Genomic DNA, 22164 nt, shown 5'->3' on the forward strand with positions numbered 1-22164 from the left:
GGGGGCCGGAGTGCTCCCGTGGCTGAGCCCGGGGTGGCCGCGGAGCCGGCGGCCGACGACCGGGGCTGGCGGCTGCGCCACCTGCCGGTGCTGCTGGCCGTCTCGGCCGCGGTGGCGGCGCTGGGCACGGCGGCCGGCGGCGTCCTCGGCGGGGCCGACGCGGCGCTCGGCGTGGCGGTCGGTGTCGCGGTCACGATGGCCAGCTACGTCCTCACCACCGTGGTCCTGGCCTGGGCGGACGCGCGTAACCCGCAGCTCGTGCTGCCGTTCGGGGTGGGCCTGTACGTCGCGAAGTTCACCCTCCTGGGTGGCGTGATGGTGGCGGTCGCCTCGACGGGCTGGGCGGGCGTGGTCCCGCTCTGCCTGGGCATCGCCGTCGGCGTGGTCGTCTGGACCGGCGCGCACATCTGGTGGATCAGCACGGTGCACGCGCGCCGGAGCAGGGGCTGAGGTTCCAGCGTCCCACGTTTCGGTACGACGCGCGATTGTGTCCGACACCGGTCGTTCATTCGGTGGCGCAAGGGGAGTAGCGTGCCCACAGACGACGCGCCCGCCCGACGCCCACACAACCACGGTTGTGCGGGGGGTGAGGCACAGCCTCGTTTTCCCGACTGATATCGTTCGCCCCGTCATGGCTGGTGACCAAAACCCCCGACCCAGCGGCGGCCCGGACGACATTCCGACCGGTGCCGGCCAGGGTTGGACCGCGCTCTCGTACCTCATCGGGGGCATGCTCGTCTGGGGTTTCATCGGCTGGCTGGTCGACCAGTGGCTCGACACCGGCGGCATCGCCACCGGGATCGGCGTCGTGCTCGGCATGGCCGGGGGGATCATCCTGGTCGTCCGCCGACTCGGCACGCCTACTTAGGAAGGGACGCGGTGTTCGGACAGGCGAACGTCCTGGCAGCGGGCCAGGCGGCATTCCCACCCAGCGTGGAGGACTTCTACCTGCCCAGCATCCTGCCCTGGGGTGCGCACGACTCCTACTGGTTCACCAAGATCACGGCCATGGTCTGGATCGCCGTCGGCGTCCTGATCATCTTCTTCCTGGCGACCTACCGGAAGCCACAGCTGGTGCCGACGAAGAAGCAGTGGCTCGCCGAGTCCATCTACGGCTTCGTGCGCAACAACATCGCCGTCGAGATGATCGGGCACGCGGGGGTGCGGTTCGCGCCGTACTTCACGACGCTGTTCTGCTTCATCCTGCTGACCAACTTCTTCGCGATCGTGCCGCTGTTCCAGATCTCGCCGAACTCGCACATCGCCTTCCCGGCCTTCCTCGCCGTGATCAGCTACGTGATGTTCATCTGGGTGGGCATCCGGCACCACGGTTTCGGCAAGTTCGTCAAGAACTCCCTGATCCCGCCGGCACCGTGGTACATCCTGCCGCTGCTGATCCCGATCGAGTTCTTCTCGACCTTCCTGGTCCGGCCGTTCTCGCTGGCCGTCCGTCTCTTCGCGAACATGTTCGCCGGCCACATGCTCCTGCTGGTCTTCACGCTCGGCGGGTTCGCGATGCTCAGCGCCAACGCCTGGCTGGCCCCGGTCTCGGTGCTCTCGTGGGTGATGACCATCGCGCTCACCTTCCTCGAGTTCCTGGTCATCTGCCTGCAGGCATACGTCTTCACGGTGCTCACCGCCAGCTACGTGCAGGGCGCGCTCGCCGACGAGCACTGATCAACCTCGTACCACCCGTTGTCGTCCCGCGTGAGAGTCACGCGTGATAACCAGGAGGAACCCACTAATGGACTTCATCGCCGCGGTAGAGGGCAGCACCGCCGCCATCGGCTACGGTCTCGCGGCCATCGGCCCGGGCATCGGTGTCGGCCTGGTCTTCGCCGCCTACATCCAGTCGACCGCCCGGCAGCCGGAGTCGTCCCGGATGACCCTGCCGTACGTCTGGATCGGCTTCGCCGTCATCGAGGCGCTCGCGCTGCTCGGCATCGCCTTCGGCTTCATCTGGCAGGGCCAGCTCTAAACCCGCCCCCCTTTGACCGGGAGGTCTCCCATGTACCTGCTCGCCGCAGAGGGTGGTGAGTCGACGCACAACCCGATCATCCCGATCTGGCAGGAGATCGTGGTCGGTGGCATCGCCTTCATCCTGCTCTGCATCGTGCTGATGAAGTTCGTCTTCCCGCGCATGGAGCAGACGTTCCAGGCCCGGGTCGACGCGATCGAGGGTGGCATCAAGCGTGCCGAGGCCGCCCAGGCCGAGGCCAACCAGCTCCTTGAGCAATACCGTGCGCAGCTCGCCGAGGCGCGCACCGACGCCGCGAAGATCCGGGACGACGCCCGGGCCGACGCGGAGGGCATCCGGCAGGACATCCTCGCCAAGGCGCGGGAGGAGTCCGACCGCATCATCGCCGCCGGCAAGGAGCAGCTCGCCGCCGAGCGGGCCACCATCGTGCGCGAGCTGCGCACGGAGGTCGGCACGATCGCGGTCGACCTGGCCAGCAAGATCGTCGGTGAGTCGCTGGCCGACGAGGCCCGCCGCAAGGGCACCGTCGACCGCTTCCTCAGCGACCTCGAGAGCGCGGGGGCCCGCTGATGCAGGCCGCCAGCCGGGAGTCGTACCAGGCCGCGACCGAGCGCCTGGCGGCGTACGCGCGGGGTGCGGAGCCGTCGGCGGTGGCCGCCACCGCCGACGACCTGCTCGCCGTCGCCGGCCTGCTGCGGCGCGAGCCGCGGCTGCGCCGGGCGCTGTCCGACCCGGCCCGGCCGGGCGCGGACCGCGCCGGGTTGCTGGGGGACATGCTCCGGGGCAAGGTCGGCGCGGACGCGCTCGACCTGCTCACCGGGCTGGTCTCCGGCCGGTGGTCGGCGCCGTCGGAGCTGCTCGACGGTGTCGAGCGTCTCGGCGTGGAGGCGCTGCTGGCCAGCGCCGACGCGGCCGGTGACCTGGGCGAGGTCGAGGACGAGCTGTTCCGCTTCGGTCAGGTGGTCGCCGGCCAGCCCGCGCTGTCGGCGGCGCTGTCCGACCCGGTCGGCCCGGCCGAGCGGCGGGCCGAGCTGGCCCGCGAGCTGCTCGCCGGCAAGGCCCGCCCGGTCACCGTCCGCCTCGTCGAGGTGGCGCTGAACGGGTTTGGCGGGCGCTCCTTCACCGGCTCGCTGACCCGGCTGGTCGAGCTGACCGCCGACCGGCGGGACCGGCAGGTCGCGTACGTGACCGTGGCGGCCCCGTTGAGCGACGAGGACGAGCGCCGGCTCGGTGCCCGCCTCTCCGCGATGTACGGTCGGGAGGTCTCCGTCAAGCAGACGGTCGACCCCTCGGTCCTCGGCGGCGTCAGCGTCCGGGTCGGGTCCGACCTGTACGACGGCACCGTCCTGCGCCGCCTCAACGAGACCCGCAACGCGCTCGCGAAGCGCTGACCGGCGTCCCGCTGGCACACCGCGAACGCCTGGATTGACAGACGCCATTCGGACCGGTCGGTACTAGGTATCCCCGGGCCCCTGATACTTAAGGAAGCAGAGGATGGCCGAGCTGACCATCTCGACGGAGGAGATCCGCGGCGCCCTGGAGCGCTACGTCTCCTCCTACTCGCCCGACGTCTCCCGCGAGGAGGTCGGCACCGTCGCCGACACCGGCGACGGCATCGCCCACGTCGAGGGCCTGCCCTCGACCATGACCAACGAGCTCCTGGAGTTCGAGGACGGCACGCTCGGCGTGGCGCTGAATCTCGACGTCCGGGAGATCGGCGTCGTCGTTCTCGGTGACTCCGCCAAGCTCGAAGAGGGCCAGCGCGTCAAGCGCACCGGCCGGGTGCTCTCGGTGCCGGTCGGCGACGCCTTCCTCGGCCGCGTGGTCAACGCGCTCGGCCAGCCGATCGACGGCCTCGGTGACATCGCCAACGAGGGCTTCCGCGAGCTGGAGCTCCAGGCCCCGAACGTGATGGCCCGGCAGTCCGTGGACGAGCCGCTGCAGACCGGTATCAAGGCGGTCGACGCCATGACCCCGATCGGCCGGGGCCAGCGGCAGCTGATCATCGGCGACCGCAAGACCGGCAAGACCACGGTCGCCCTGGACACCATCCTCAACCAGCGGGACAACTGGCGCTCCGGCGACCCGAAGAAGCAGGTCCGCTGCATCTACGTCGCCATCGGCCAGAAGGCCTCCACGATCGCCTCGATCAAGGGCATCCTGGAGGAGGCGGGCGCGATGGAGTACACCACCATCGTGGCCTCCCCGGCGTCCGACCCGGCCGGCTTCAAGTACCTCGCGCCCTACACCGGCTCGTCCATCGGGCAGCACTGGATGTACGGCGGCAAGCACGTCCTCATCGTCTTCGACGACCTGAGCAAGCAGGCCGAGGCGTACCGCGCCGTGTCGTTGCTGCTGCGCCGCCCGCCGGGCCGCGAGGCGTACCCGGGTGACGTCTTCTACCTGCACTCCCGCCTGCTGGAGCGCTGCGCGAAGCTCTCCGACGAGCTGGGCGGCGGCTCGATGACCGGCCTGCCGATCATCGAGACGAAGGCCAACGACATCTCGGCCTTCATCCCGACCAACGTCATCTCCATCACCGACGGCCAGATCTTCCTGGAGACGGACCTGTTCAACCAGGGCGTCCGGCCGGCCATCAACGTCGGCACCTCGGTCTCCCGGGTCGGCGGCGCCGCCCAGGTGAAGCCGATGAAGAAGGTCGCCGGCTCGCTGCGGCTCAACCTCGCCCAGTTCCGTGAGCTGGAGGCGTTCGCCGCCTTCGCCTCCGACCTGGACAAGGCCTCCCGCGCCCAGCTGGAGCGCGGCTCCCGCCTGGTCGAGCTGCTCAAGCAGCCGAACTACTCGCCGTTCCCGGTGCAGGAGCAGGTCGTCTCCGTCTGGGCCGGCACCGAGGGCAAGCTCGACGACATCCCCGTCGGCGAGGTCCGCCGGTTCGAGTCCGAGTTCCTCCAGTACCTGCGGCACAAGCACGAGGGCACCCTCGCGGCGATCGCCGACAACAAGTGGGACGACGAGGTGATCTCCTCCCTCGACCAGGCCATCGTGAGCTTCAAGCAGACGTTCCTGGGCAAGGAGGACGAGCCCCGGATCAACGAGGCCCCGGCCGCCCCGCTGGAGGGCGACGTGGACCGCGAGACGGTGACCCGCTACCGCGACAACGCCGAGAAGCAGTAGGGCTGACTCATGGCGGCCCAGGTACGCGTTCTTCGTCAACGGATCCGCTCGGCGAAGGGGATGAAGAAGATCACCAAGGCGATGGAGCTCGTGGCGACGAGCCGGATCGCCAAGGCCCAGGCCCGGGTGGAGGCGTCCCTGCCGTACGCCCAGGCCATCACCGGCGTGCTCACCGCGCTGGCGTCCAACGCCCGGATCGACCACCCGCTGCTCACCCCGCGCGAGCGGGTGCGGCGGGCGGGCGTCCTGCTGGTGACCGCCGACCGGGGCCTGGCCGGCGGTTACAGCTCCAACGCGATCAAGACGGCGGAGTCGCTGATCGCCCGGCTGCGCGCCGAGGGCAAGGAGCCCGTGCTCTACGTCATCGGGCGCAAGGGCGTCGGGTTCTACCGGTTCCGCGACCGGCCGATCGAGGCGAACTGGACGGGCTTCTCGGAGCAGCCGACGTTCGCCGACGCCCGCGAGGTCGGTGAGACGCTGATCAAGGCGTTCACCGCCGGCGCGGACGACACCGACGGCTCCGCCGGGCCGGACGGGGTGCTCGGGGTCGACGAGCTGCACATCGTCTACACCGAGTTCCACTCCCTGATGACCCAGACCCCGGTCACGAAGGTCATCGGCCCGATGCAGGTCGAGGACCGGCCCAAGTCCGAGGGCCTGCTCCCGGCGTACGAGTTCGAGCCGGAGGCGGAGGCGCTGCTCGACGCGCTCCTGCCGAAGTACATCAACACGCGGATCTACGCGGCGTTGCTGGAGTCGGCGGCGAGCGAGTCGGCGTCGCGTCGGCGGGCGATGAAGAGCGCCACCGACAACGCCGAAGAGATGATCGAGAAGTACACGCGTGAGATGAACTCGGCCCGCCAGGCCGGGATCACCCAGGAGATCAGCGAGATCGTCGGCGGCGCGAACGCGCTCGCCGCGTCGGGAAGTGAAGTGTGATGACTGCCCCAGTAGAGACCAAGACGGCCACCGGTCGGGTGGTCCGGGTCATCGGCCCGGTCGTCGACGCCGAGTTCCCGCGCGACGCCATGCCGCCCCTGTTCAACGCCCTGAACGTCCAGGTGAGCCTCTCCGGCGGCGAGAAGACGCTGACCCTGGAGGTCGCCCAGCACCTGGGCGACAACCTGATCCGCGCCATCTCGATGCAGCCGACCGACGGCCTGGTGCGCGGCGCCGAGGTGCGCGACACCGGCTCGCCGATCACCGTGCCGGTGGGCGACACCGTCAAGGGCCACGTGTTCAACGCCATCGGCGAGTGCCTCAACCTCACCGAGGGCGAGACGCTCAGCCCCGACGACCACTGGGGCATCCACCGCAAGGCCCCGGCCTTCGCGGACCTGGAGCCGAAGACCGAGATGCTGGAGACCGGCATCAAGGTCATCGACCTGCTCGCCCCGTACGTCAAGGGCGGCAAGATCGGCCTGTTCGGCGGCGCGGGCGTGGGCAAGACGGTGCTCATCCAGGAGATGATCACCCGGGTGGCGCGGAACTTCGGTGGCACGTCGGTCTTCGCCGGCGTGGGTGAGCGCACCCGTGAGGGCAACGACCTCATCGCCGAGATGACCGAGTCCGGCGTCATCGACAAGACCGCGCTGGTCTACGGCCAGATGGACGAGCCGCCGGGCACCCGGCTGCGCGTCGCCCTGTCCGCGCTGACCATGGCGGAGTACTTCCGCGACGTGAAGAAGCAGGAGGTGCTGCTCTTCATCGACAACATCTTCCGCTTCACCCAGGCCGGTTCCGAGGTGTCCACCCTGCTCGGCCGGATGCCGAGCGCCGTGGGTTACCAACCGACCCTGGCCGACGAGATGGGCGAGCTCCAGGAGCGGATCACCTCCGTCCGGGGCCAGGCCATCACCTCGCTCCAGGCGATCTACGTGCCGGCGGACGACTACACCGACCCCGCCCCGGCCACCACGTTCGCCCACCTCGACGCGACCACCAACCTGGAGCGGTCGATCTCCGACAAGGGCATCTACCCGGCCGTGGACCCGCTGGCGTCCTCGTCCCGGATCCTCGCCCCGGAGTTCGTCGGCGCCGAGCACTTCGCGGTGGCCACCGAGGTCAAGCGGATCCTGCAGAAGTACAAGGACCTGCAGGACATCATCGCCATCCTCGGCATCGAGGAGCTCTCCGAGGAAGACAAGATCACCGTGCAGCGCGCGCGGCGCATCGAGCGCTTCCTGTCGCAGAACACCTACGCCGCTGAGCAGTTCACCGGCGTGCCGGGCTCGACGGTCCCGATCGCCGAGACCATCGAGGCGTTCAAGAAGATCAGCGAGGGTGAGTACGACCACTTCCCCGAGCAGGCCTTCTTCATGTGCGGTGGCCTGGAGGACCTGGAGCGCAAGGCCGCGGAGCTGATGAAGAGCTAGACGCACGTCACACTGTCGAGGGCCGTCCCGGAAACATCCGGGGCGGCCCTCGTTCATCTACAGGCCCTATGATCTCCGCTGTCCGGTCGCTGATCGGCGGCTCGGCCGAACGCGAGGTACCGTCGACTCACGCCGTCCCCCGGACGAGTGAACATCGTTGCAACTTTTCGGCTGCGTGCGCCCGTCTCCACTTCGTGGGCGTGACGAACGGAGATGCTCGTGGGTAAGGGCGGCAGGAAGAAACCGTCGGCGTGGTCCCGGGTGCCCCGCTGGGCGCGGGTGTGCACGATCTTCGGTTCCGTGCTCATGCTGCTCAGCGGCGCGGTGCTGGTCGGCTACGAGGCGCTGATGGCCCGCTACGAGGGCGCGGTGGGCAAGGGCGACCTGTTCGGCGACCAGGCCGCCGGCGCCCAGGAGCGCAAGAGCGACATCAAGGGCCCGCTCAACATCCTGCTGGTCGGCATCGACCCGCGCGACGCGAAGACCCCGCCGCTGGCCGACTCGATCATGGTCCTGCACATCCCGAGCGAGTTGGACCGGGCCTACCTCTTCTCGCTGCCCCGGGACCTGCGGGTCGAGATCCCGAGGTTCAGCAAGGCGGACTTCAACGGCGGCACCGACAAGCTCAACGCCGCCATGTCGTACGGCAGCCGGGTGCCGGGGCAGAATCCCGACGCGGCCCGGGGCTTCGAGCTGCTGGCCAAGACCGTGCAGCAGGTGACCGGCATCGACCGCTTCGACGCGGGTGCGATCATCAACTTCACCGGCTTCCAGAAGATCGTCGACGCGATGGGCGGCGTCGACATGTACATCGAGCGCGAGGTGCGCTCCGAGCACCGCGAGCCGAGCGGCGTGCACCGCAAGGGCAACCCGAACGGCGAGGGCTACATCGGCCCGCAGGCGGTCTACAAGAAGGGCAACCAGCACCTCAGCGGCTGGCAGGCGCTGGACTACGTCCGGCAGCGGTACCCGAAGAACGGCGTCCCCGACGCCGACTACGGCCGGCAGCGGCACCAGCAGCAGTTCATCAAGGCGATGGTCGACCAGGCGTTCAGCGCCGACGTGGTGACCAACCCGATCAAGCTGGACAAGGTGATCCGGGCCGCCGGGCAGTCGCTGATCTTCAACGGCCGGGGCAACAGCGTGGTCGACTTCGCGATCGCGCTCAAGGACATCCGCTCGAACAACGTCGAGCTGATCAAGCTGCCGGGGGAGAACATCGGCACCGGGTCGGCGTACCGGGGGGAGCGGCTGCGGCCCGAGGCGGAGGACTTCTTCACCGCCCTGGAGAAGGAACAGCTCGACGCCTTCCTGCTGGAGCACCCGGACTTCCGGAACAAGACGAAGTAGCGTTTCCCCGGGCCGAACGGAGCGCTCCTCAGGCGCGGGTGGCGCAGCTTACGCCACCCGCGTTGGGGGCCCGCGACGGGCGCGACTAGACTTTCGGCAATCCGCCGCCGCAGCAAGGAGACAGCGTGGCACAGCAGCTTCACGTCGAGCTCGTAGCCGTCGAGGAGAAGGTCTGGTCCGGCGAGGCCGAGATGGTCGTCGCCCGCACGACCGAGGGTGAGCTGGGTGTGCTGCCGGGGCACGCGCCCCTGCTGGGGCAGCTCGCCGAGCCCGGTCAGGTCCGCATCAAGCTTTCCGGCGGCGAGCAGGTCTCGTACGAGGTGGCCGGTGGCTTCCTCTCGGTGAGCCGCGAGGGCGTCACCGTGCTGGCCGAGAGCGCCACCCCGGTCACCGCCGCGCAGAGCCGCTGAGCCGCCCCGCCGATGGAGATCGTGGAAGGGATCGGAATCGGCGTCGCCGCGGTGCTCGTGGCCCTGTTCGTCCTCTTCCTCCGGCGCGCGCTGGTCACCCGCAGCGGTGGGATCATCCGGCTCAGCGTCCGGGTGACCACCGTGCTCGACGGGCGGGGCTGGTCGCCGGGTTTCGGCCGGTTCGCCGGTGACGAACTCCGGTGGTACCGGATGTTCAGTCTCGCCCTGCGCCCCAAGCGGGTGCTCTCCCGCAAGACGCTGGTCGTGGAGCGCCGCCGGCTGCCCGAGGGGCAGGAACGCCTCTCCATGCCCGCCGACTGGGTGATCCTGCGCTGTGCCAGTCGCCACGTGCCGGTGGAGATCGCCATGGCCCGCTCCACCGTCACGGGCTTCCTGTCCTGGCTAGAGGCCGCCCCGCCCGGGGCGGCCTCGCCGCGTCTGGCCCCCCAGGACTGGCCCGCCGCCTAACCCGTCCCGCCCCCCAAGCTTTCCGGCAAGCCCCCACCCCACCCCACCCCGCTCCGCCCGCCCCGCCCGCTCCCCCCGCCCCGTGCGCGATCTTGCACTTTGGGCCCCGGCGAACGGGGCAAAAGGCGCATCCCGAGGGCCGCAAGTGCAAGATCGCGGTGGTCGGGGGCGTGTCGGGGGCGGGGTGGGTTTCGGTTGGGCAGGGGCGGGGACTCTGCCGGCCCGAGGTGGGCGGGCCCAGCCGACCGGGTGGGCCCGCTGGTGAGCGGCTGGCCGCCCGATCATCCGAGGGGGAGACGGGTCAGCGTTGGCCGCCCGGGACCCATAGCACGTCGCCCGCCGGATTCGCCGTTCTTGACAGGATGAAGAGCAGATCGGAGAGCCGGTTGAGATACTTTGCCGGGAGGGTGCTGGTCCGGTCGGGGTCGTGCGCGACCAGTGCCCACGCCGCCCGCTCGGCCCGCCGGGCGATCGTCCGTGCCACGTGCAGCAGCGCCGCTCCCGCGGTGCCGCCGGGGAGGATGAAGGAGTCGAGCTTGCCCAGGCGTGCGTTGAACTCGTCGCACCATCCTTCGAGCCGCTCCACGTACTCCTCGGTGACCCGCAGCGGCGGATACTTCGGATCCGGCTCCACCGGCGTGGACAGGTCGGCGCCCACGTCGAACATGTCGTTCTGGATCGACCCGAGCACCGTCCGCAACTCGTCGTCGAGCTGGCCGAGGGCGAGCGCGACCCCGATCGCGGCGTTGCACTCGTCCACGTCCGCGTACGCGGCGATCCGCGGATCGGTCTTGGGCACCTGCTCGTTGTTGCTCAGCCTGGTCATGCCGGCGTCGCCGGCCTTGGTGTAGATGCGCGTGAGGTGGACGGCCATGACGCACAGCCTACGGATACCGGACCTGACGATCCCCGCCCGACCGGCCCCGGCGCGCCCCGCCGGGCTCGGCCCCGGCGACGCCGGCGACCCGGCGGTCAACGACGTCGACGTCATCCGCGTCGCCGGTGACGCCCGCCTCGCCGGCACGGTGCACGTGGTCGGGGCGAAGAACTCGGCCCTCAAGCTGATGGCCGCCGCGCTGCTCGCCCCCGGCCGCACCGTGATCACCAACGTCCCGCGCATCACCGACATCGCCATCATGGGCGAGGTGCTGCGCCGGCTGGGCTGCGGCGTCCGCTTCGACGCCGACGAGCCGGTCGATCCGATGGTGGCCCGGGGCGGCGTGGCCCGGTCCCGGTCGGTCGCCATCGACGTGCCCGAGTTGCCCGGCGCGGAGGCCGACTACGACCTCGTCCGTCGGCTGCGCGCGTCCATCTGCGTGCTGGGCCCGCTGCTGGCCCGCCGGGGGTACGTCCGGGTGGCCCACCCCGGCGGGGACGCCATCGGCTCCCGAGGGCTGGACATGCACGTCGCCGGGCTGACCCGGATGGGTGCGGACATCTCCGGCGAGCACGGCTTCGTCATCGCCGCCGCCCCGGACGGCCTGCACGGCGCGGACATCGTCCTCGACTTCCCCAGCGTCGGGGCCACCGAGAACCTGGTGATGGCCGCCGTGCTGGCCCAGGGCACGACGGTGATCGACAACGCGGCCCGGGAGCCGGAGATCGTCGACATCTGCTCGATGCTGATCCGGATGGGCGCGCGCATCGAGGGGGAGGGCACCTCCACCCTGCACATCGACGGGGTGCCCGAGCTGCGGCCGGTGCGGCACGCCACGGTGGGGGACCGGATCGTCGCCGGGACCTGGGCGTTCGCCGCCGCGATGACCCGGGGGGACGTCACCGTCACCGGCATCGACCCGGGCTTCCTGGAGGTCGCGCTGGACAAGCTGGTCTGCGCCGGCGGCCTGGTGGAGACCCGGGGCGACGCCTTCCGGGTACGGATGGACGAGCGGCCCACGTCCGTCGACGTGGTCACCCTGCCGTACCCGGGGTTCGCCACGGACCTGCTGCCGATGGCGATCGGCCTCGCGGCGGTGAGCGACGGCGCGTCCCTGATCACCGAGAACATCTTCGACGGCCGGTTCATGTTCGCCAACGAGATGATGCGGCTCGGCGCGGACATCAAGACCGACGGGCACCACGCCGTCGTGCGGGGCCGGGACCGGCTCTCCGGCGCGCCCGTGCGGGCCACCGACATCCGGGCCGGCGCGGGGCTGATCATCGCCGGGCTCTGCGCGGACGGGGTCACCGAGGTCTCCCACGTGCACCATGTCGACCGCGGCTACCCCGACTTCGTCGCCGACCTGCGGGCGCTCGGCGTGGAGGTCGAGCGGGGCAGCGTACCGGAGGAACCAGCCCTGGAGATCTGAGCGCGCGCGGGCGGGCCCGGCGCGCGCCGCGCGGCCCGTGCCCGGCGGCCCGTGCCCCGGCGCGGGTCGGGGGGCCTCGTCCCAGCCTGTGCACCGCGTGGCCCTGGCCTTAGCCTTCGTTCAGTCTCGCCGCTAGGGTGCTGACAGACACTCAATCAGGCGAGGGAGAAGCAGATGGCGGGTCGACTCGCGGTCGTCGGGGCCGGGCTGATGGGCTCGGGCATCGCCCAGGTGGCGGCGCAGGCGGGATGGCAGGTGACGCTGCGGGACCTGGACGACGCGGCCACCGGCCGCGGACTGGCCGGCATCCGGAAGTCGCTGGAGAAGTTCGCCGAGAAGGGCAAGATCGAGCCGGGCGAGGTGGACGCCGCGCTCGGCCGGATCACCCCGACGACCGACCTGGAGGCGGTGGCCGACGCGGACATCGTCGTCGAGGCGGTCTTCGAGCGGCTGGAGATCAAGCAGGAGGTCTTCCGGGCCCTGGACAAGCTCTGCAGGGCCGACGCGGTGCTCGCCACCAACACCTCCGCCATCCCGGTCACCCAGATCGCCGCCGTCACCGAGCGCCCCGAGTCGGTCGTCGGCACGCACTTCTTCTCGCCGGTGCCGATGATGAAGCTGTGCGAGCTGGTCCGGGGCTACAAGACCAGCGACGAGACCCTGGCCACCGCGAGGGCGTTCGCCGAGGAGATCGGCAAGACCGTCGTCGTGGTGAACCGGGACATCGCCGGCTTCGTCACCACCCGGCTGATCGCCGCGCTGGTCGTCGAGGCGGTCAAGCTGGTCGAGTCCGGCGTGGTGTCGGCCGAGGACCTGGACACCGCCTGCAAGCTCGGCTTCGGGCACGCGATGGGGCCGCTGGCGACCACCGACCTGACCGGCGTCGACGTGCTCATGCACGCCTCGAAGAACATCTACACCGACACGGCCGACGAGAAGTTCTTCCCGCCGGAGCTGCTCCAGCGGATGGTCACCGCCGGCGACCTGGGGCGCAAGACGGGCAAGGGCTTCTACACGTACTGACGGGCGCGGCGTGGCCCGCAGACGCACCCTGCGGGCCCTCCCGCCGCCCGTGCCCTGCGGGCCACGTCGCCGTCCACGCCCTGCGGCCCTCCCGCAGCCCGCTCCCGGGGACCCCGCCCGCCGCCGGTCGACGTCAGGGGCGGGCGAGGGCGGCGCCCAGCAGGGCGAAGGCGTCCGGGACGACCCGCCCCCAGTAGGTGAAGTCGTGCCGGCCGTCGGCGTACCCTTCCCGGACCGGGGGCTCGGGCAGGGCGCGGGCCAGCGCCTGCACGTCGTCCAGCAGCCCGTCCTGCCGGCCGCACCAGAGCCCGACCGGGGTGCCGCGCAGCCGGGCCGCGCCGGTGAAGACGGCGTCCCCGGCGTGTACGGCGGGGGAGAAGGCGGCCACCGCGCGCAGCCAGCCGGGGAAGGTCTCCGCGAGCAGCAGCGACCCGAAGCCGCCCATCGACCAGCCCCAGGCGGCGACCCGGGCGACGTCGAAGCCGCGCTCGGCGCACCAGGCCGGCACCTCCTCGCGCACCATCCGCTGTGGATCGTCGGCCCCCGACGGGCGCCAGGAGAGCCGGCCGCCGGTCGCCCCGGCGAGGACGAACGGCGGCGCGCCGCCGCGCACGGCGTCGGTGAGGAACCGGGCGAGACCGAAGCGCGCGTAGTCGCGCGGGGTGGCCGACGCGCCGTGCAACACCAGGCAGACCGGCAGCCCCCGCCCGTCGCCGTGGCCGGCGGGCACGGCCGTCCAGAAGTCGACGGTACGGCCCCGGGCCGCCGACTCCCGCCGGAGCAGCCGCTCGTCGCCGGCCGGGGCGTCCGGCAGCGCGGGGGCCGGCCCCGGGCGGGGGCGGATCAGCTCCCGGGCCGCCACGGCACCGCCCACGGCGAGCACCGCCGCGCCGGACGCGGCCACCAGCACCCCGCGCCGACTCAGTCGTGCCACCACCGGCACAGTCTCCCAGCCCCGCCCCGCAGCGGCTGCCCCGCGCCCGGCGCGGGTGGGGGCCGGCGGTGAGCGGGGTGCCCCGCTCTACCGGATGCGTTAACAGGGGGCCCTTCCTTGCGCCAGGTCAGCCGTCGCGCTTCGTGGTCCAGCGGAAGGTGGTCAGGCACAGGACCAGGCCGATCACGCACCACAGCCCCAGCACGAGGGCGACCCGGCCCAGCTCGAACGAGCCGCCCGGCTCCTGCGCGCCGAAGCCGTCGGGCAGGAAGACCGAGCGCAGGCCCTGGCACATCCACTTCAGCGGGAACAGCGCCGCCACCTGCTGCATCCAGGAGGGCAGGTTGGTGAAGACGAAGAAGACGCCGGAGATGAACTGGAGGACGAGGGCGACCGGGGTGACCACGGCCGAGCCGCTGCGCGCCGTGCGGGCCAGCGACGAGATCGCGATGCCGCACAGCGTGCACGCGGTGACCCCGAGGACGGAGACCCAGCCGAAGGTGAGCCACCTGCCGGCCGTGCCGGGCAGTTCCAGGTCGAACAGGGCGACCGAGACGGCGAGCAGCAGGGCGGTCTCGGCGACGCCGACCGCCACCACCATGATCACCTTGCCGGCGAACCACACCCACTTCGGCATCGGCGTGCCCCGGTAGCGCTTCAGCACCCCCCGGTCCCGCTCGATCGGGATCCAGATGCCCAGGTTCTGGAAGCTGACCGTCATCAGGCCGGTCGCGATCATGCCGGTGATGAAGTACTGCGTGTAGCTCACCCCGGGGGCGATCTCGTCGCTGAAGATGGCCGCGAAGATCAGGATCATGATGATCGGGAAGCCCATCGTGAACACGACGGACTCCCGGCTGCGCAGGAACTGGGTGATCTCCAGCCGGCCCTGGCGCAGGGCGAGCGTGCCCGCGCCCGGCCGGCGGGCGGGCGCGGCGGCGGTGGCCGGGGCCGCCGGCTTCGTCGTGGTCGTCATCGGTGTCCGATCATGGTCAGGTAGACGTCTTCCAGGGTCGGCCGGGTCACCGTGAGGCCGGGGACCTCACCGCCGTAGCGCGCGGCCAGCTCGGCGACCAGGGCCGTCGGCGTCGCGCTCTCCGCGCTCTCCGGCACCCCGTCGGGGGTACGCCAGGAGACCGTCGCCAGGGACTCCTGGCGGTTGCCTAGCAGCTTCGGCGGGGCCACCTCGATCACCCGTCCGGCGGCGATCACCCCGACCCGGTCGGCGAGCGCCTCGGCCTCGTCGAGGTAGTGGGTGGTCAGCACGATGGTGGTGCCGGCGGCGGCCAGGTCCCGGATCAGCTCCCAGAACTCGCGCCGCGCCTCCGGGTCGAACCCGGTGGTCGGCTCGTCGAGGAAGAGCAGCTCGGGGCGGCCGATGATGCCCAGCGCCACGTCGAGGCGGCGCTTCTGCCCGCCCGAGAGGGTGTGCGTGCGGGCCTTCGCCTTCGCGCCGAGGCCGACCCGCTCGACGACCTTCGCCGGGTCGTCGGCGTCGGGATAGAAGCCCGAGAAGTGCCGGACCACCTCGCCGACGGTCAGCTCGTCGAACTCGCCGGTGCCCTGGAGCACGATGCCGACCCGGGAGCGCCAGTCCGGGGCTGGGGCGGCGGGGTCGCTGCCCAGCACCCGGACCTCGCCGGAGTCGCGCCGCCGGTAGCCCTCCAGGATCTCCACCGTGGTGGTCTTGCCCGCCCCGTTCGGGCCGAGCAGCGCGAACACCTCGCCCCGCCGGACGTCGAGGTCCACGCCCGCCACCGCGACGTTGTCGCCGTACGCCTTGCGCAGCCCCCGGACGGAGATCGCCAGCTCGTCATCCATGCCGTCAAGTGTGCGACCTGGGCGGGACGGGCGGGCAGGCGGGCCTGTGTGGTTTTGCACAACCCGTTCTACTGACCGGTAACTTAAACTCCGGAAATGGACGAGAAGGCCCCCGCCGGCCGGCTGCCCGAGCGCGACCGCCCCTGGGTGATGCGCACCTACGCCGGCCACTCCTCGGCCGCCGCGAGCAACGCCCTCTTCCACCGCAACCTGGCCAAGGGGCAGACCGGCCTGTCGGTCGCCTTCGACCTGCCCACCCAGACCGGATACGACCCCGACCACGAGCTCGCGGCCGGCGAGGTCGGCCGGGTCGGGGTGCCCGTGGCGAACCTCGGCGACATGCGGGCCCTCTTCGACAGCATCCCGCTGGCCGACACGAACACGTCCATGACGATCAACGCGCCGGCCATGTGGCTGCTCGCCCTCTACGGCACGGTCGCCGCCGAGCAGGGGGCGGAGCTGGCCCGCTGCGCCGGCACCACGCAGAACGACATCATCAAGGAGTACCTGTCCCGGGGCACGTACATCTTCCCGCCGGCGGCGTCGCTGCGGCTCACCGCCGACCTGGTCGCGTACGCGCTGCTCCGGATGCCCCGGTGGAACCCGGTGAACATCTGCTCCTACCACCTCCAGGAGGCCGGGGCGACGCCCGTGCAGGAGGTCGGCTTCGCCCTCGCCACCGCCGTCGCCGTCCTCGACGCGGTGCGCGACTGCGGCCAGGTGCCGCCCGGGCGGATGGGCGACGTCGTCGCCCGGGTCTCGTTCTTCGTCAACGCCGGGGTGCGGTTCGTCGAGGAGACCGCCAAGATGCGCGCGTTCGGCGCGCTCTGGGACGAGATCACCCGCGACCGCTACGGCGTGACCGACCCCGGGCAGCGCCGCTTCCGGTACGGGGTGCAGGTCAACTCGCTCGGGCTGACCGAGGCCCAGCCGGAGAACAACGTCCAGCGCATCGTGCTGGAGATGCTCGGCGTCACCCTCTCCCGGGACGCCCGCGCCCGCGCCGTGCAGCTCCCGGCCTGGAACGAGGCGCTGGGCCTGCCCCGCCCCTTCGACCAGCAGTGGTCGCTGCGGATGCAGCAGGTCCTCGCGTACGAGTCCGACCTGCTGGAATATCCGGACCTGTTCGCCGGCTCGCACGTGATGACCGCGCTGGTCGACGGGATCGTCACCGGGGCGCGGGTCGAACTGGAGAAGGTGCTGGGGATGGGCGGCGTGGTGGCCGCCGTCGAATCCGGATACCTCAAGAGCGCGCTGGTCGCCTCGCTGGCCGAGCGCCGTCGCCGGCTGGAGTCCGGCGCGGACACGGTGGTGGGCGTCAACCGGTTCACCGGGACCGAGCCGTCGCCGCTGACCGCCGCCGGCGCCGACTCCATCGAGCAGGTCGACCCGGCGGTGGAGGCGGCGGCCGTGGCCGCCGTACGCGACTGGCGGGCCGGACGCGACGGCGCGGCCGTCGACGCGGCACTGGAGCGGCTCCGCGCGGACGCCGCGACCACCGCGAACCTGATGCCCGCGACGCTGGAGTGCGTGCGGGCCGGGGTGACCACCGGCGAGTGGGCCGGCGCGCTGCGGCGGGTCTTCGGCGAGTACCGGGCGCCGACCGGGCTGGCCGGCGGCGTCGGGGCCGGCGGCGACGCGACCCTGGCCGCCGTGCGGCAGCGCGTCGCCGTGACCGGCCGGGAGTTGGGCGGCGGTCGGCTGCGGCTGCTGGTCGGCAAGCCCGGCCTCGACGGGCACTCCAACGGGGCCGAGCAGATTGCCGTGCGCGCCCGCGACGCCGGCTTCGAGGTGATCTACCAGGGGATCCGGCTGACCGCCGGCCAGATCGTCGCCGCCGCCGTGGAGGAGGACGTCGACCTCGTCGGCCTGTCCGTGCTCTCCGGCTCGCACCTGGCCGTCGTGCCGGCGGTGCTGGACGGCCTGCGCGCCGCCGGCCGGGGCGACCTGCCGGTGGTGGTCGGTGGCATCATCCCGGCCGGCGACGCCGACGCGCTGCGGGCGGCCGGCGTCGCCCGGGTCTTCACGCCGAGGGACTTCGCGCTGACCGGCATCGTCGACGAGCTGGTCACCGTGGTCCGCCACGCCAACGGCTTGTAAGGAAGGGCCCCCTGTTAACGCATTCCGTTGTACAAGGGGCCCCTCTTAACACCTGCCGTGGCCGCCGCCAGCGGCGGCGGGTCGGTTGCCGGACGTGGGTCAGCGGCTGGCGTAGGTCATGCAGTCGGCCATGTCGTTGTCCGGCCCGACGCGGATCGCCGGGGCATGACACTCCAGGTCGGAGTTGTGCCGGCAGTCCGAGCGCTGGCATGCGCCGACCTGGGCGATCATCGTGTCGATGCCACCCCGGATCGGCATCTCGACGAAGGTGTGGCAGTGCGCGTGATCGGCGCTGCCGATCGTGATGGCGAACGCGTGGCAGTCGCCGGTGTGGTTGTAGGCGCAGGCCGCGACCACGCATTCCTGGACGCGGGGCATCTCCATCGCCGTAGTCATGACGGCCTCCTCTGGGCTCTCGGGTCTCCTCCCATATTAGGTTTTTGCCGGGTTTGTCGTAGCCGATCGGCCGTCCCGGCCCGCCGACCGCGATCGGGCCGCCGACCGCGATCAGGCCGCGAGCTGCGATCGGGCCACCGGGTCACCCGGCCGGTCTCGCCTCCAGTACCTCGGAGAGCGGGGCCGGCCGCAGGCCCAACTCGGCGAGCCCGGCCAGGATGCGCGGCAGCGCCTCGTCGGTCATGGGGGCGTTCGCCTCGGTGACGTGCAGGACGACGACCGAGCCGGGACGCACCCGGGACAGCACCGCGTCGACGACCGGCCGCCAGGACTTCGCGAACGGGTCCCCGCTGACGACGTCCCCGTCCACCACGGTCACGCCCAGCGGGGCGAGCTCGGCCAGCGCGGTGCGGTCGTGGCACAGCCCGGGGAAACGGAAGTAGCGGGTCTGCCGGCCGCCGTACGGGGCGATCACGTCGAACGTCCTGGCCACGTCGGCGGCCATCCGCTGCCGGGGGATCGTCGGCAACTGGTAGCAGTCGGCGGTGAAGGCGAGATGGCCGTACGTGTGGTTGGCCAGCTCGAAGCGTGGATTGGCGGCCAGGCGACGGGTCACCCCGGGGTACTCCTCGACCCACTTGCCGGTCAGGAAGAAGGTGGCCGGCACCCGCTCCCGCTCCAGCAGGTCGATGATCGCCAGGTTCGCGTACGACCGCACCGCCCCGCTGCGCAGCTGGTACCGCATGGCGTCCGTCATGTCCGCGTCGAAGGTCAACGCCACCAGATTGCCGACGCGCGGCCCGTGGTCGACCACCGGGGGCCGCCGGTCGGTGCGGCTCGCGCCCGGGTGGGCCGTGGCGGAGGGTACCGCGCCGGGCTCGTCGGCCCGCCCGTCCCGTTCCGGCCGCGAGGGGTCTCCCGGTCGCCCCGATGCCGACACCGGCGGGGTCGGGCGGTTCGTCCCCTGGCCGGGCTGGTCCTCCCCGTCGGTGGCGGGGGGTGTCGCGGACGTGGGCACCCGGCCGATGGCGGCCCGGCCGGGGGCGTCCGACGGCGCGGGCGCGACGAGGAGGACGGCGACGCCCGCCAGGGCGGCGAGCGTCGCGATCAGTGGTACGCGAGAGGTCTGTGCGGGCACCGGGAGATGATCTCTTGGCGGGTGCCCGTCGGCTGCCCCACCCCACCGGGGCCACGCCGTCGGGCGGGGCGGGTCGGTGTCGGGCGGCGCGGGGTGGGCCGGTGCGAGGTGGGGCGTGGCGGGGTGGGTCGAGGCGGGGGCGGCCGGCTTGATCGACTTCATGTCGGGCAGATGGCGGTATCCCGGCCCGCTGATACCCCCACCTGCCCGGCATCCCGTCACGCCCCCACCGGGATGGGCGGATTGTCCGACTTGGCGGGGTGGGTGGGGTGGGCGGGGAGTGGGTGCGGGGCGTGGGCGTCGAGGCCGGCACCGGCCCGGGCGCGGGACCGGGGGTGGGGTGGCCGGCGGCACCCGAGGGCCGGAATCTCGGCGGGGTCGGGGTCGTTACACCTGACGCACGACCGAAGCAGCACCCACCAGACCCCCCGACCCAGCAGCCCCCGCCCCCCCAGCGTGGTGGCCGGTCGCCGGGAATGGGGGCGGGTCGCCGGTCGTTACACCTGGACCCGGCGCGGTACCGCACATGGCAGCCGGCCCGGCCCTCCCTCGTCTTTCCCCCTTTGTTCGTTGTTCGGGCGCCTCGACGTGGTGCTCGCACACCCCTGAGCCTTCCCCGGCGCAGGTGGGTGTGCCGACCCCCGGATTGGAGTCACCCCCCCATGAACACGACCATCCTGCGCAAGAGCGTCCTCGGCATCGCCGGACTCGCGTTCGCCGGTGGCCTCGCCGCCGGCCCCCTCCACCACGCCACCACCGACACTGTTGACGCGCGGCCCGTCGCCGCCGTCCAGGCCGTCCAGGCCGACAAGGCCGCTGGCGTGGACGCCGGGAAGCTCATCCCCCACGGTGTGCAGGGCGCGCAGTCGCGCATCGACCTCGACCCGGAGCAGACCGCCAACGTCAAGGCCGTCATCGCCGCCACGAAGAAGGCGGGCCTGGACGAGCGCGCCGCGGTGATCTCGATCGGCACGGTGTTGCAGGAGTCGAAGCTGGAGAACCTGGGCCACCTGGGTGACCGCAACGACCACGACTCCCTCGGCCTGTTCCAGCAGCGCCCCTCCAGCGGCTGGGGTTCGCCGGAGCAGATCACCGACCCCGAGTATGCGACGACGGCGTTCCTCAAGGGCCTCAAGCAGGTCGACGGCTGGCAGGACATGGCCCTGACCGACGCCGCCCAGACGGTGCAGGTGTCGGCCTACCCCGACGCGTACGCGCAGTGGGAACAGCAGGCCGCCGACCTCGTCACCCGGCACTGGAACAACAGCTGACACCAAAACCAGCCACAACCAGCCACCGGCCGGGCCCCGATGACGGGGCCCGGCCGGTGGCGGTTGCGTGGGGCGTACCGGATCAGACGCGGTAGCCGGCGGCGCGGGCGGCCTGGCGTTCGCGGCGGCGGCCCCGGCGGCGGCGCAGGAACCAGACGGTGAAGGCGGCCAGGCCGAGCAGGAAGGCCAGCACCAGCACCGGCAGGATGATCGCCACCAGGGACATGACGACGCTGGTGGCGTCCTCGGCGGTGCTGGCGACCGGCGCGCCGAAGCCGGCGGTGGTCGCGTTGATCACCGGGCGGGCGGCGGACTTGAGCAGGTGGACGCCGAGCGCGATGAGCACGCCGGTGACCACCGGGACCCAGTCGTTGGACGAGAAGAAGCTGCCCGGGTCGCTCACGGTGACCGTCTCGGAGGTGGCGCCCGCGCCGAAGGCCAGGCCGCCGGCGGTCGGCCGGACCACGGTCTGTACGACGTCGTTGACGTGGTCGAGCACCGGCACCTTGTCGGCGACGACCTCGACGGTGAGCAGCACCGCGAGGATGGCGACGACCCAGCCGTTGCCGAGCCACTGCCAGCCGCCGGGCAGGTCGATCAGATCGGTGTAGCGGGCGAGCAGTCCCATGGTCAGCAGGGGTATGTAGGCGTTCAGGCCGGCCGACGCGGCCAGCCCGGTACCCGTGAGGACTTCGAACACCGTCTCAGCATGGCACCGGCGCGCCAGTGCCGCTCGGCGGTGGACGCCGGCGTCTGGGCTACCCTCTTCGGGTGCGGCTGGTGATTGCGAAGTGCTCGGTGGACTACGTCGGACGGCTCTCGGCACACCTGCCGTTGGCCACGCGCCTGTTGATGGTGAAGGCGGACGGGTCGGTGTCGATCCACGCCGACGACCGGGCGTACAAGCCGTTGAACTGGATGAGTCCGCCCTGCCGGCTGGAGGAGGCCCCCGGCGTGTGGCGGGTGGTCAACAAGGCCGGCGAGGAGCTGCGGATCACCCTGGAGGAGGTCTTCCAGGACACCTCGTACGAGCTGGGCGTCGACCCCGGGCTGCGCAAGGACGGCGTCGAGGCGCACCTCCAGGAGCTGCTGGCGGCCAACCCGACGGCGCTGGGCGAGGGCTACACGCTGGTGCGCCGGGAGTACATGACGGCGATCGGGCCGGTGGACCTGCTCTGCCGGGACGCCGACCTCGGCGCCGTCGCCGTCGAGGTGAAGCGGCGCGGCGAGATCGACGGGGTGGAGCAGCTCACCCGCTACCTCGAACTGATGAACCGCGACCCCCTGCTCGCCCCGGTCACCGGCGTCTTCGCCGCCCAGGAGATCAAGCCGCAGGCCCGGGTGCTGGCCACGGACCGGGGCATCCGGTGCGTGGTCGTCGACTACGACAAGCTGCGCGGGATCGAGCGCGACGAGCTGACCCTGTTCTGAGCGCTCACCGCCCGCTCGGCGGGCG

General features: G+C 71.8%; 24 protein-coding genes. 17 read left to right on the forward strand and 7 right to left on the reverse strand.

Translation table 11 applies throughout. The annotated features are described in order from the left end of the window. Positions 1–18 precede the first annotated feature (18 nt). From HDA31_RS04000 to HDA31_RS04055, 12 genes are all read left to right on the forward strand, one after another. Positions 19–450 carry a hypothetical protein gene (locus HDA31_RS04000; protein ID WP_178066247.1) on the forward strand — a complete coding sequence of 144 codons (432 nt, stop codon included), beginning with the start codon at positions 19–21 and terminating at the stop codon, positions 448–450. Between the two features lie 181 nt (positions 451–631). After that, positions 632–868 carry an AtpZ/AtpI family protein gene (locus tag HDA31_RS04005; protein WP_074472880.1) on the forward strand — a complete coding sequence of 79 codons (237 nt, stop codon included), beginning with the start codon at positions 632–634 and terminating at the stop codon, positions 866–868. Between the two features lie 11 nt (positions 869–879). Further along, a complete protein-coding gene (gene atpB / locus HDA31_RS04010; protein ID WP_007072697.1) occupies positions 880–1677 on the forward strand; it encodes a F0F1 ATP synthase subunit A in 798 nt (265 codons plus the stop codon). Between the two features lie 67 nt (positions 1678–1744). Beyond that, positions 1745–1978 carry an ATP synthase F0 subunit c gene (locus HDA31_RS04015; protein WP_178066246.1) on the forward strand — a complete coding sequence of 78 codons (234 nt, stop codon included), beginning with the start codon at positions 1745–1747 and terminating at the stop codon, positions 1976–1978. A 30-nt stretch (positions 1979–2008) separates the two neighbouring features. After that, entirely contained in the window at positions 2009–2548 is a 540-nt protein-coding gene (locus HDA31_RS04020) for a F0F1 ATP synthase subunit B (protein WP_043966052.1), read from the forward strand. Continuing rightward, positions 2548–3369: a F0F1 ATP synthase subunit delta gene (locus tag HDA31_RS04025; protein ID WP_178066245.1), complete on the forward strand. Its 822-nt coding sequence runs from the start codon at positions 2548–2550 to the stop codon at positions 3367–3369. Before HDA31_RS04020 ends, HDA31_RS04025 begins: the two co-directional genes overlap by 1 nt. 103 nt (positions 3370–3472) lie before the next feature. Then, complete coding sequence (gene atpA / locus HDA31_RS04030) at positions 3473–5113, forward strand: F0F1 ATP synthase subunit alpha (protein ID WP_178066244.1); 1641 nt, start codon at positions 3473–3475, stop codon at positions 5111–5113. A gap of 9 nt (positions 5114–5122) precedes the next feature. Then, positions 5123–6052: a F0F1 ATP synthase subunit gamma gene (locus HDA31_RS04035; protein WP_074472774.1), complete on the forward strand. Its 930-nt coding sequence runs from the start codon at positions 5123–5125 to the stop codon at positions 6050–6052. Next, entirely contained in the window at positions 6052–7488 is a 1437-nt protein-coding gene (gene atpD, locus HDA31_RS04040; RefSeq protein WP_178066243.1) for a F0F1 ATP synthase subunit beta, read from the forward strand. The genes HDA31_RS04035 and atpD overlap by 1 nt, the downstream gene beginning before the upstream one ends. Positions 7489–7701: 213 nt before the next feature. Continuing rightward, a complete protein-coding gene (locus HDA31_RS04045; RefSeq protein ID WP_178066242.1) occupies positions 7702–8838 on the forward strand; it encodes an LCP family protein in 1137 nt (378 codons plus the stop codon). A gap of 125 nt (positions 8839–8963) precedes the next feature. Next, the gene (locus HDA31_RS04050) at positions 8964–9248 is read left to right on the forward strand and encodes a F0F1 ATP synthase subunit epsilon (protein WP_178066241.1); all 285 of its coding nucleotides are present in this window, start codon (positions 8964–8966) and stop codon (positions 9246–9248) included. 12 nt (positions 9249–9260) lie between these two features. After that, positions 9261–9716, forward strand: coding sequence for a DUF2550 domain-containing protein (locus tag HDA31_RS04055; protein ID WP_178066240.1), 456 nt, complete (start codon positions 9261–9263; stop codon positions 9714–9716). A gap of 301 nt (positions 9717–10017) precedes the next feature. On the opposite strand, the gene HDA31_RS04060 is transcribed toward HDA31_RS04055, so the two are convergent. Next, positions 10018–10590 (reverse strand): cob(I)yrinic acid a,c-diamide adenosyltransferase, encoded by a 573-nt coding sequence (locus HDA31_RS04060; RefSeq protein ID WP_074472777.1) that lies wholly within the window; start codon positions 10588–10590, stop codon positions 10018–10020. Here HDA31_RS04060 and murA point away from each other — a divergent pair. Continuing rightward, positions 10589–12025, forward strand: coding sequence for a UDP-N-acetylglucosamine 1-carboxyvinyltransferase (gene murA / locus HDA31_RS04065; RefSeq protein ID WP_178066239.1), 1437 nt, complete (start codon positions 10589–10591; stop codon positions 12023–12025). The two genes, HDA31_RS04060 and murA, sit on opposite strands and share 2 nt — an antisense overlap. A gap of 174 nt (positions 12026–12199) precedes the next feature. Next, positions 12200–13048, forward strand: coding sequence for a 3-hydroxyacyl-CoA dehydrogenase family protein (locus HDA31_RS04070; protein WP_043966069.1), 849 nt, complete (start codon positions 12200–12202; stop codon positions 13046–13048). A gap of 133 nt (positions 13049–13181) precedes the next feature. Here HDA31_RS04070 and HDA31_RS04075 read toward each other — a convergent pair whose 3' ends face one another. The 3 genes from HDA31_RS04075 to HDA31_RS04085 all read right to left on the reverse strand — a co-directional run bounded on the left by HDA31_RS04075 (position 13182) and on the right by HDA31_RS04085 (position 15803). Next, positions 13182–13985: an alpha/beta hydrolase-fold protein gene (locus HDA31_RS04075; protein WP_178066238.1), complete on the reverse strand. Its 804-nt coding sequence runs from the start codon at positions 13983–13985 to the stop codon at positions 13182–13184. A 124-nt stretch (positions 13986–14109) separates the two neighbouring features. Next, positions 14110–14958 (reverse strand): ABC transporter permease, encoded by an 849-nt coding sequence (locus HDA31_RS04080; RefSeq protein ID WP_074472780.1) that lies wholly within the window; start codon positions 14956–14958, stop codon positions 14110–14112. Beyond that, positions 14955–15803, reverse strand: a complete 849-nt coding sequence (locus HDA31_RS04085; protein WP_178066237.1) for an ABC transporter ATP-binding protein — start codon at positions 15801–15803, stop codon at positions 14955–14957. Before HDA31_RS04085 ends, HDA31_RS04080 begins: the two co-directional genes overlap by 4 nt. A gap of 96 nt (positions 15804–15899) precedes the next feature. Between HDA31_RS04085 and HDA31_RS04090 the strand changes: the two genes are divergently transcribed. Further along, positions 15900–17903 carry an ethylmalonyl-CoA mutase gene (locus HDA31_RS04090; protein WP_178066236.1) on the forward strand — a complete coding sequence of 668 codons (2004 nt, stop codon included), beginning with the start codon at positions 15900–15902 and terminating at the stop codon, positions 17901–17903. Between the two features lie 99 nt (positions 17904–18002). Here HDA31_RS04090 and HDA31_RS04095 read toward each other — a convergent pair whose 3' ends face one another. Together HDA31_RS04095 and HDA31_RS31735 are read right to left on the reverse strand one after the other, a co-directional pair. Beyond that, complete coding sequence (locus HDA31_RS04095) at positions 18003–18299, reverse strand: DUF1540 domain-containing protein (protein ID WP_178066235.1); 297 nt, start codon at positions 18297–18299, stop codon at positions 18003–18005. A gap of 142 nt (positions 18300–18441) precedes the next feature. Beyond that, positions 18442–19437 carry a polysaccharide deacetylase family protein gene (locus tag HDA31_RS31735; RefSeq protein WP_246384118.1) on the reverse strand — a complete coding sequence of 332 codons (996 nt, stop codon included), beginning with the start codon at positions 19435–19437 and terminating at the stop codon, positions 18442–18444. A gap of 662 nt (positions 19438–20099) precedes the next feature. Here HDA31_RS31735 and HDA31_RS04105 point away from each other — a divergent pair. Beyond that, the gene (locus tag HDA31_RS04105; protein WP_178066234.1) at positions 20100–20708 is read left to right on the forward strand and encodes a hypothetical protein; all 609 of its coding nucleotides are present in this window, start codon (positions 20100–20102) and stop codon (positions 20706–20708) included. A gap of 82 nt (positions 20709–20790) precedes the next feature. Here HDA31_RS04105 and HDA31_RS04110 read toward each other — a convergent pair whose 3' ends face one another. Continuing rightward, positions 20791–21408, reverse strand: coding sequence for a DUF4126 domain-containing protein (locus HDA31_RS04110; protein ID WP_074477388.1), 618 nt, complete (start codon positions 21406–21408; stop codon positions 20791–20793). A gap of 71 nt (positions 21409–21479) precedes the next feature. Between HDA31_RS04110 and nucS the strand changes: the two genes are divergently transcribed. Continuing rightward, positions 21480–22139: an endonuclease NucS gene (gene nucS, locus HDA31_RS04115; RefSeq protein WP_043966085.1), complete on the forward strand. Its 660-nt coding sequence runs from the start codon at positions 21480–21482 to the stop codon at positions 22137–22139. Positions 22140–22164: the final 25 nt, after the last annotated feature.

Source organism: Micromonospora carbonacea (genome assembly GCF_014205165.1).
In the GTDB taxonomy this organism is placed as follows: Bacteria; Actinomycetota; Actinomycetes; order Mycobacteriales; family Micromonosporaceae; genus Micromonospora; species Micromonospora carbonacea.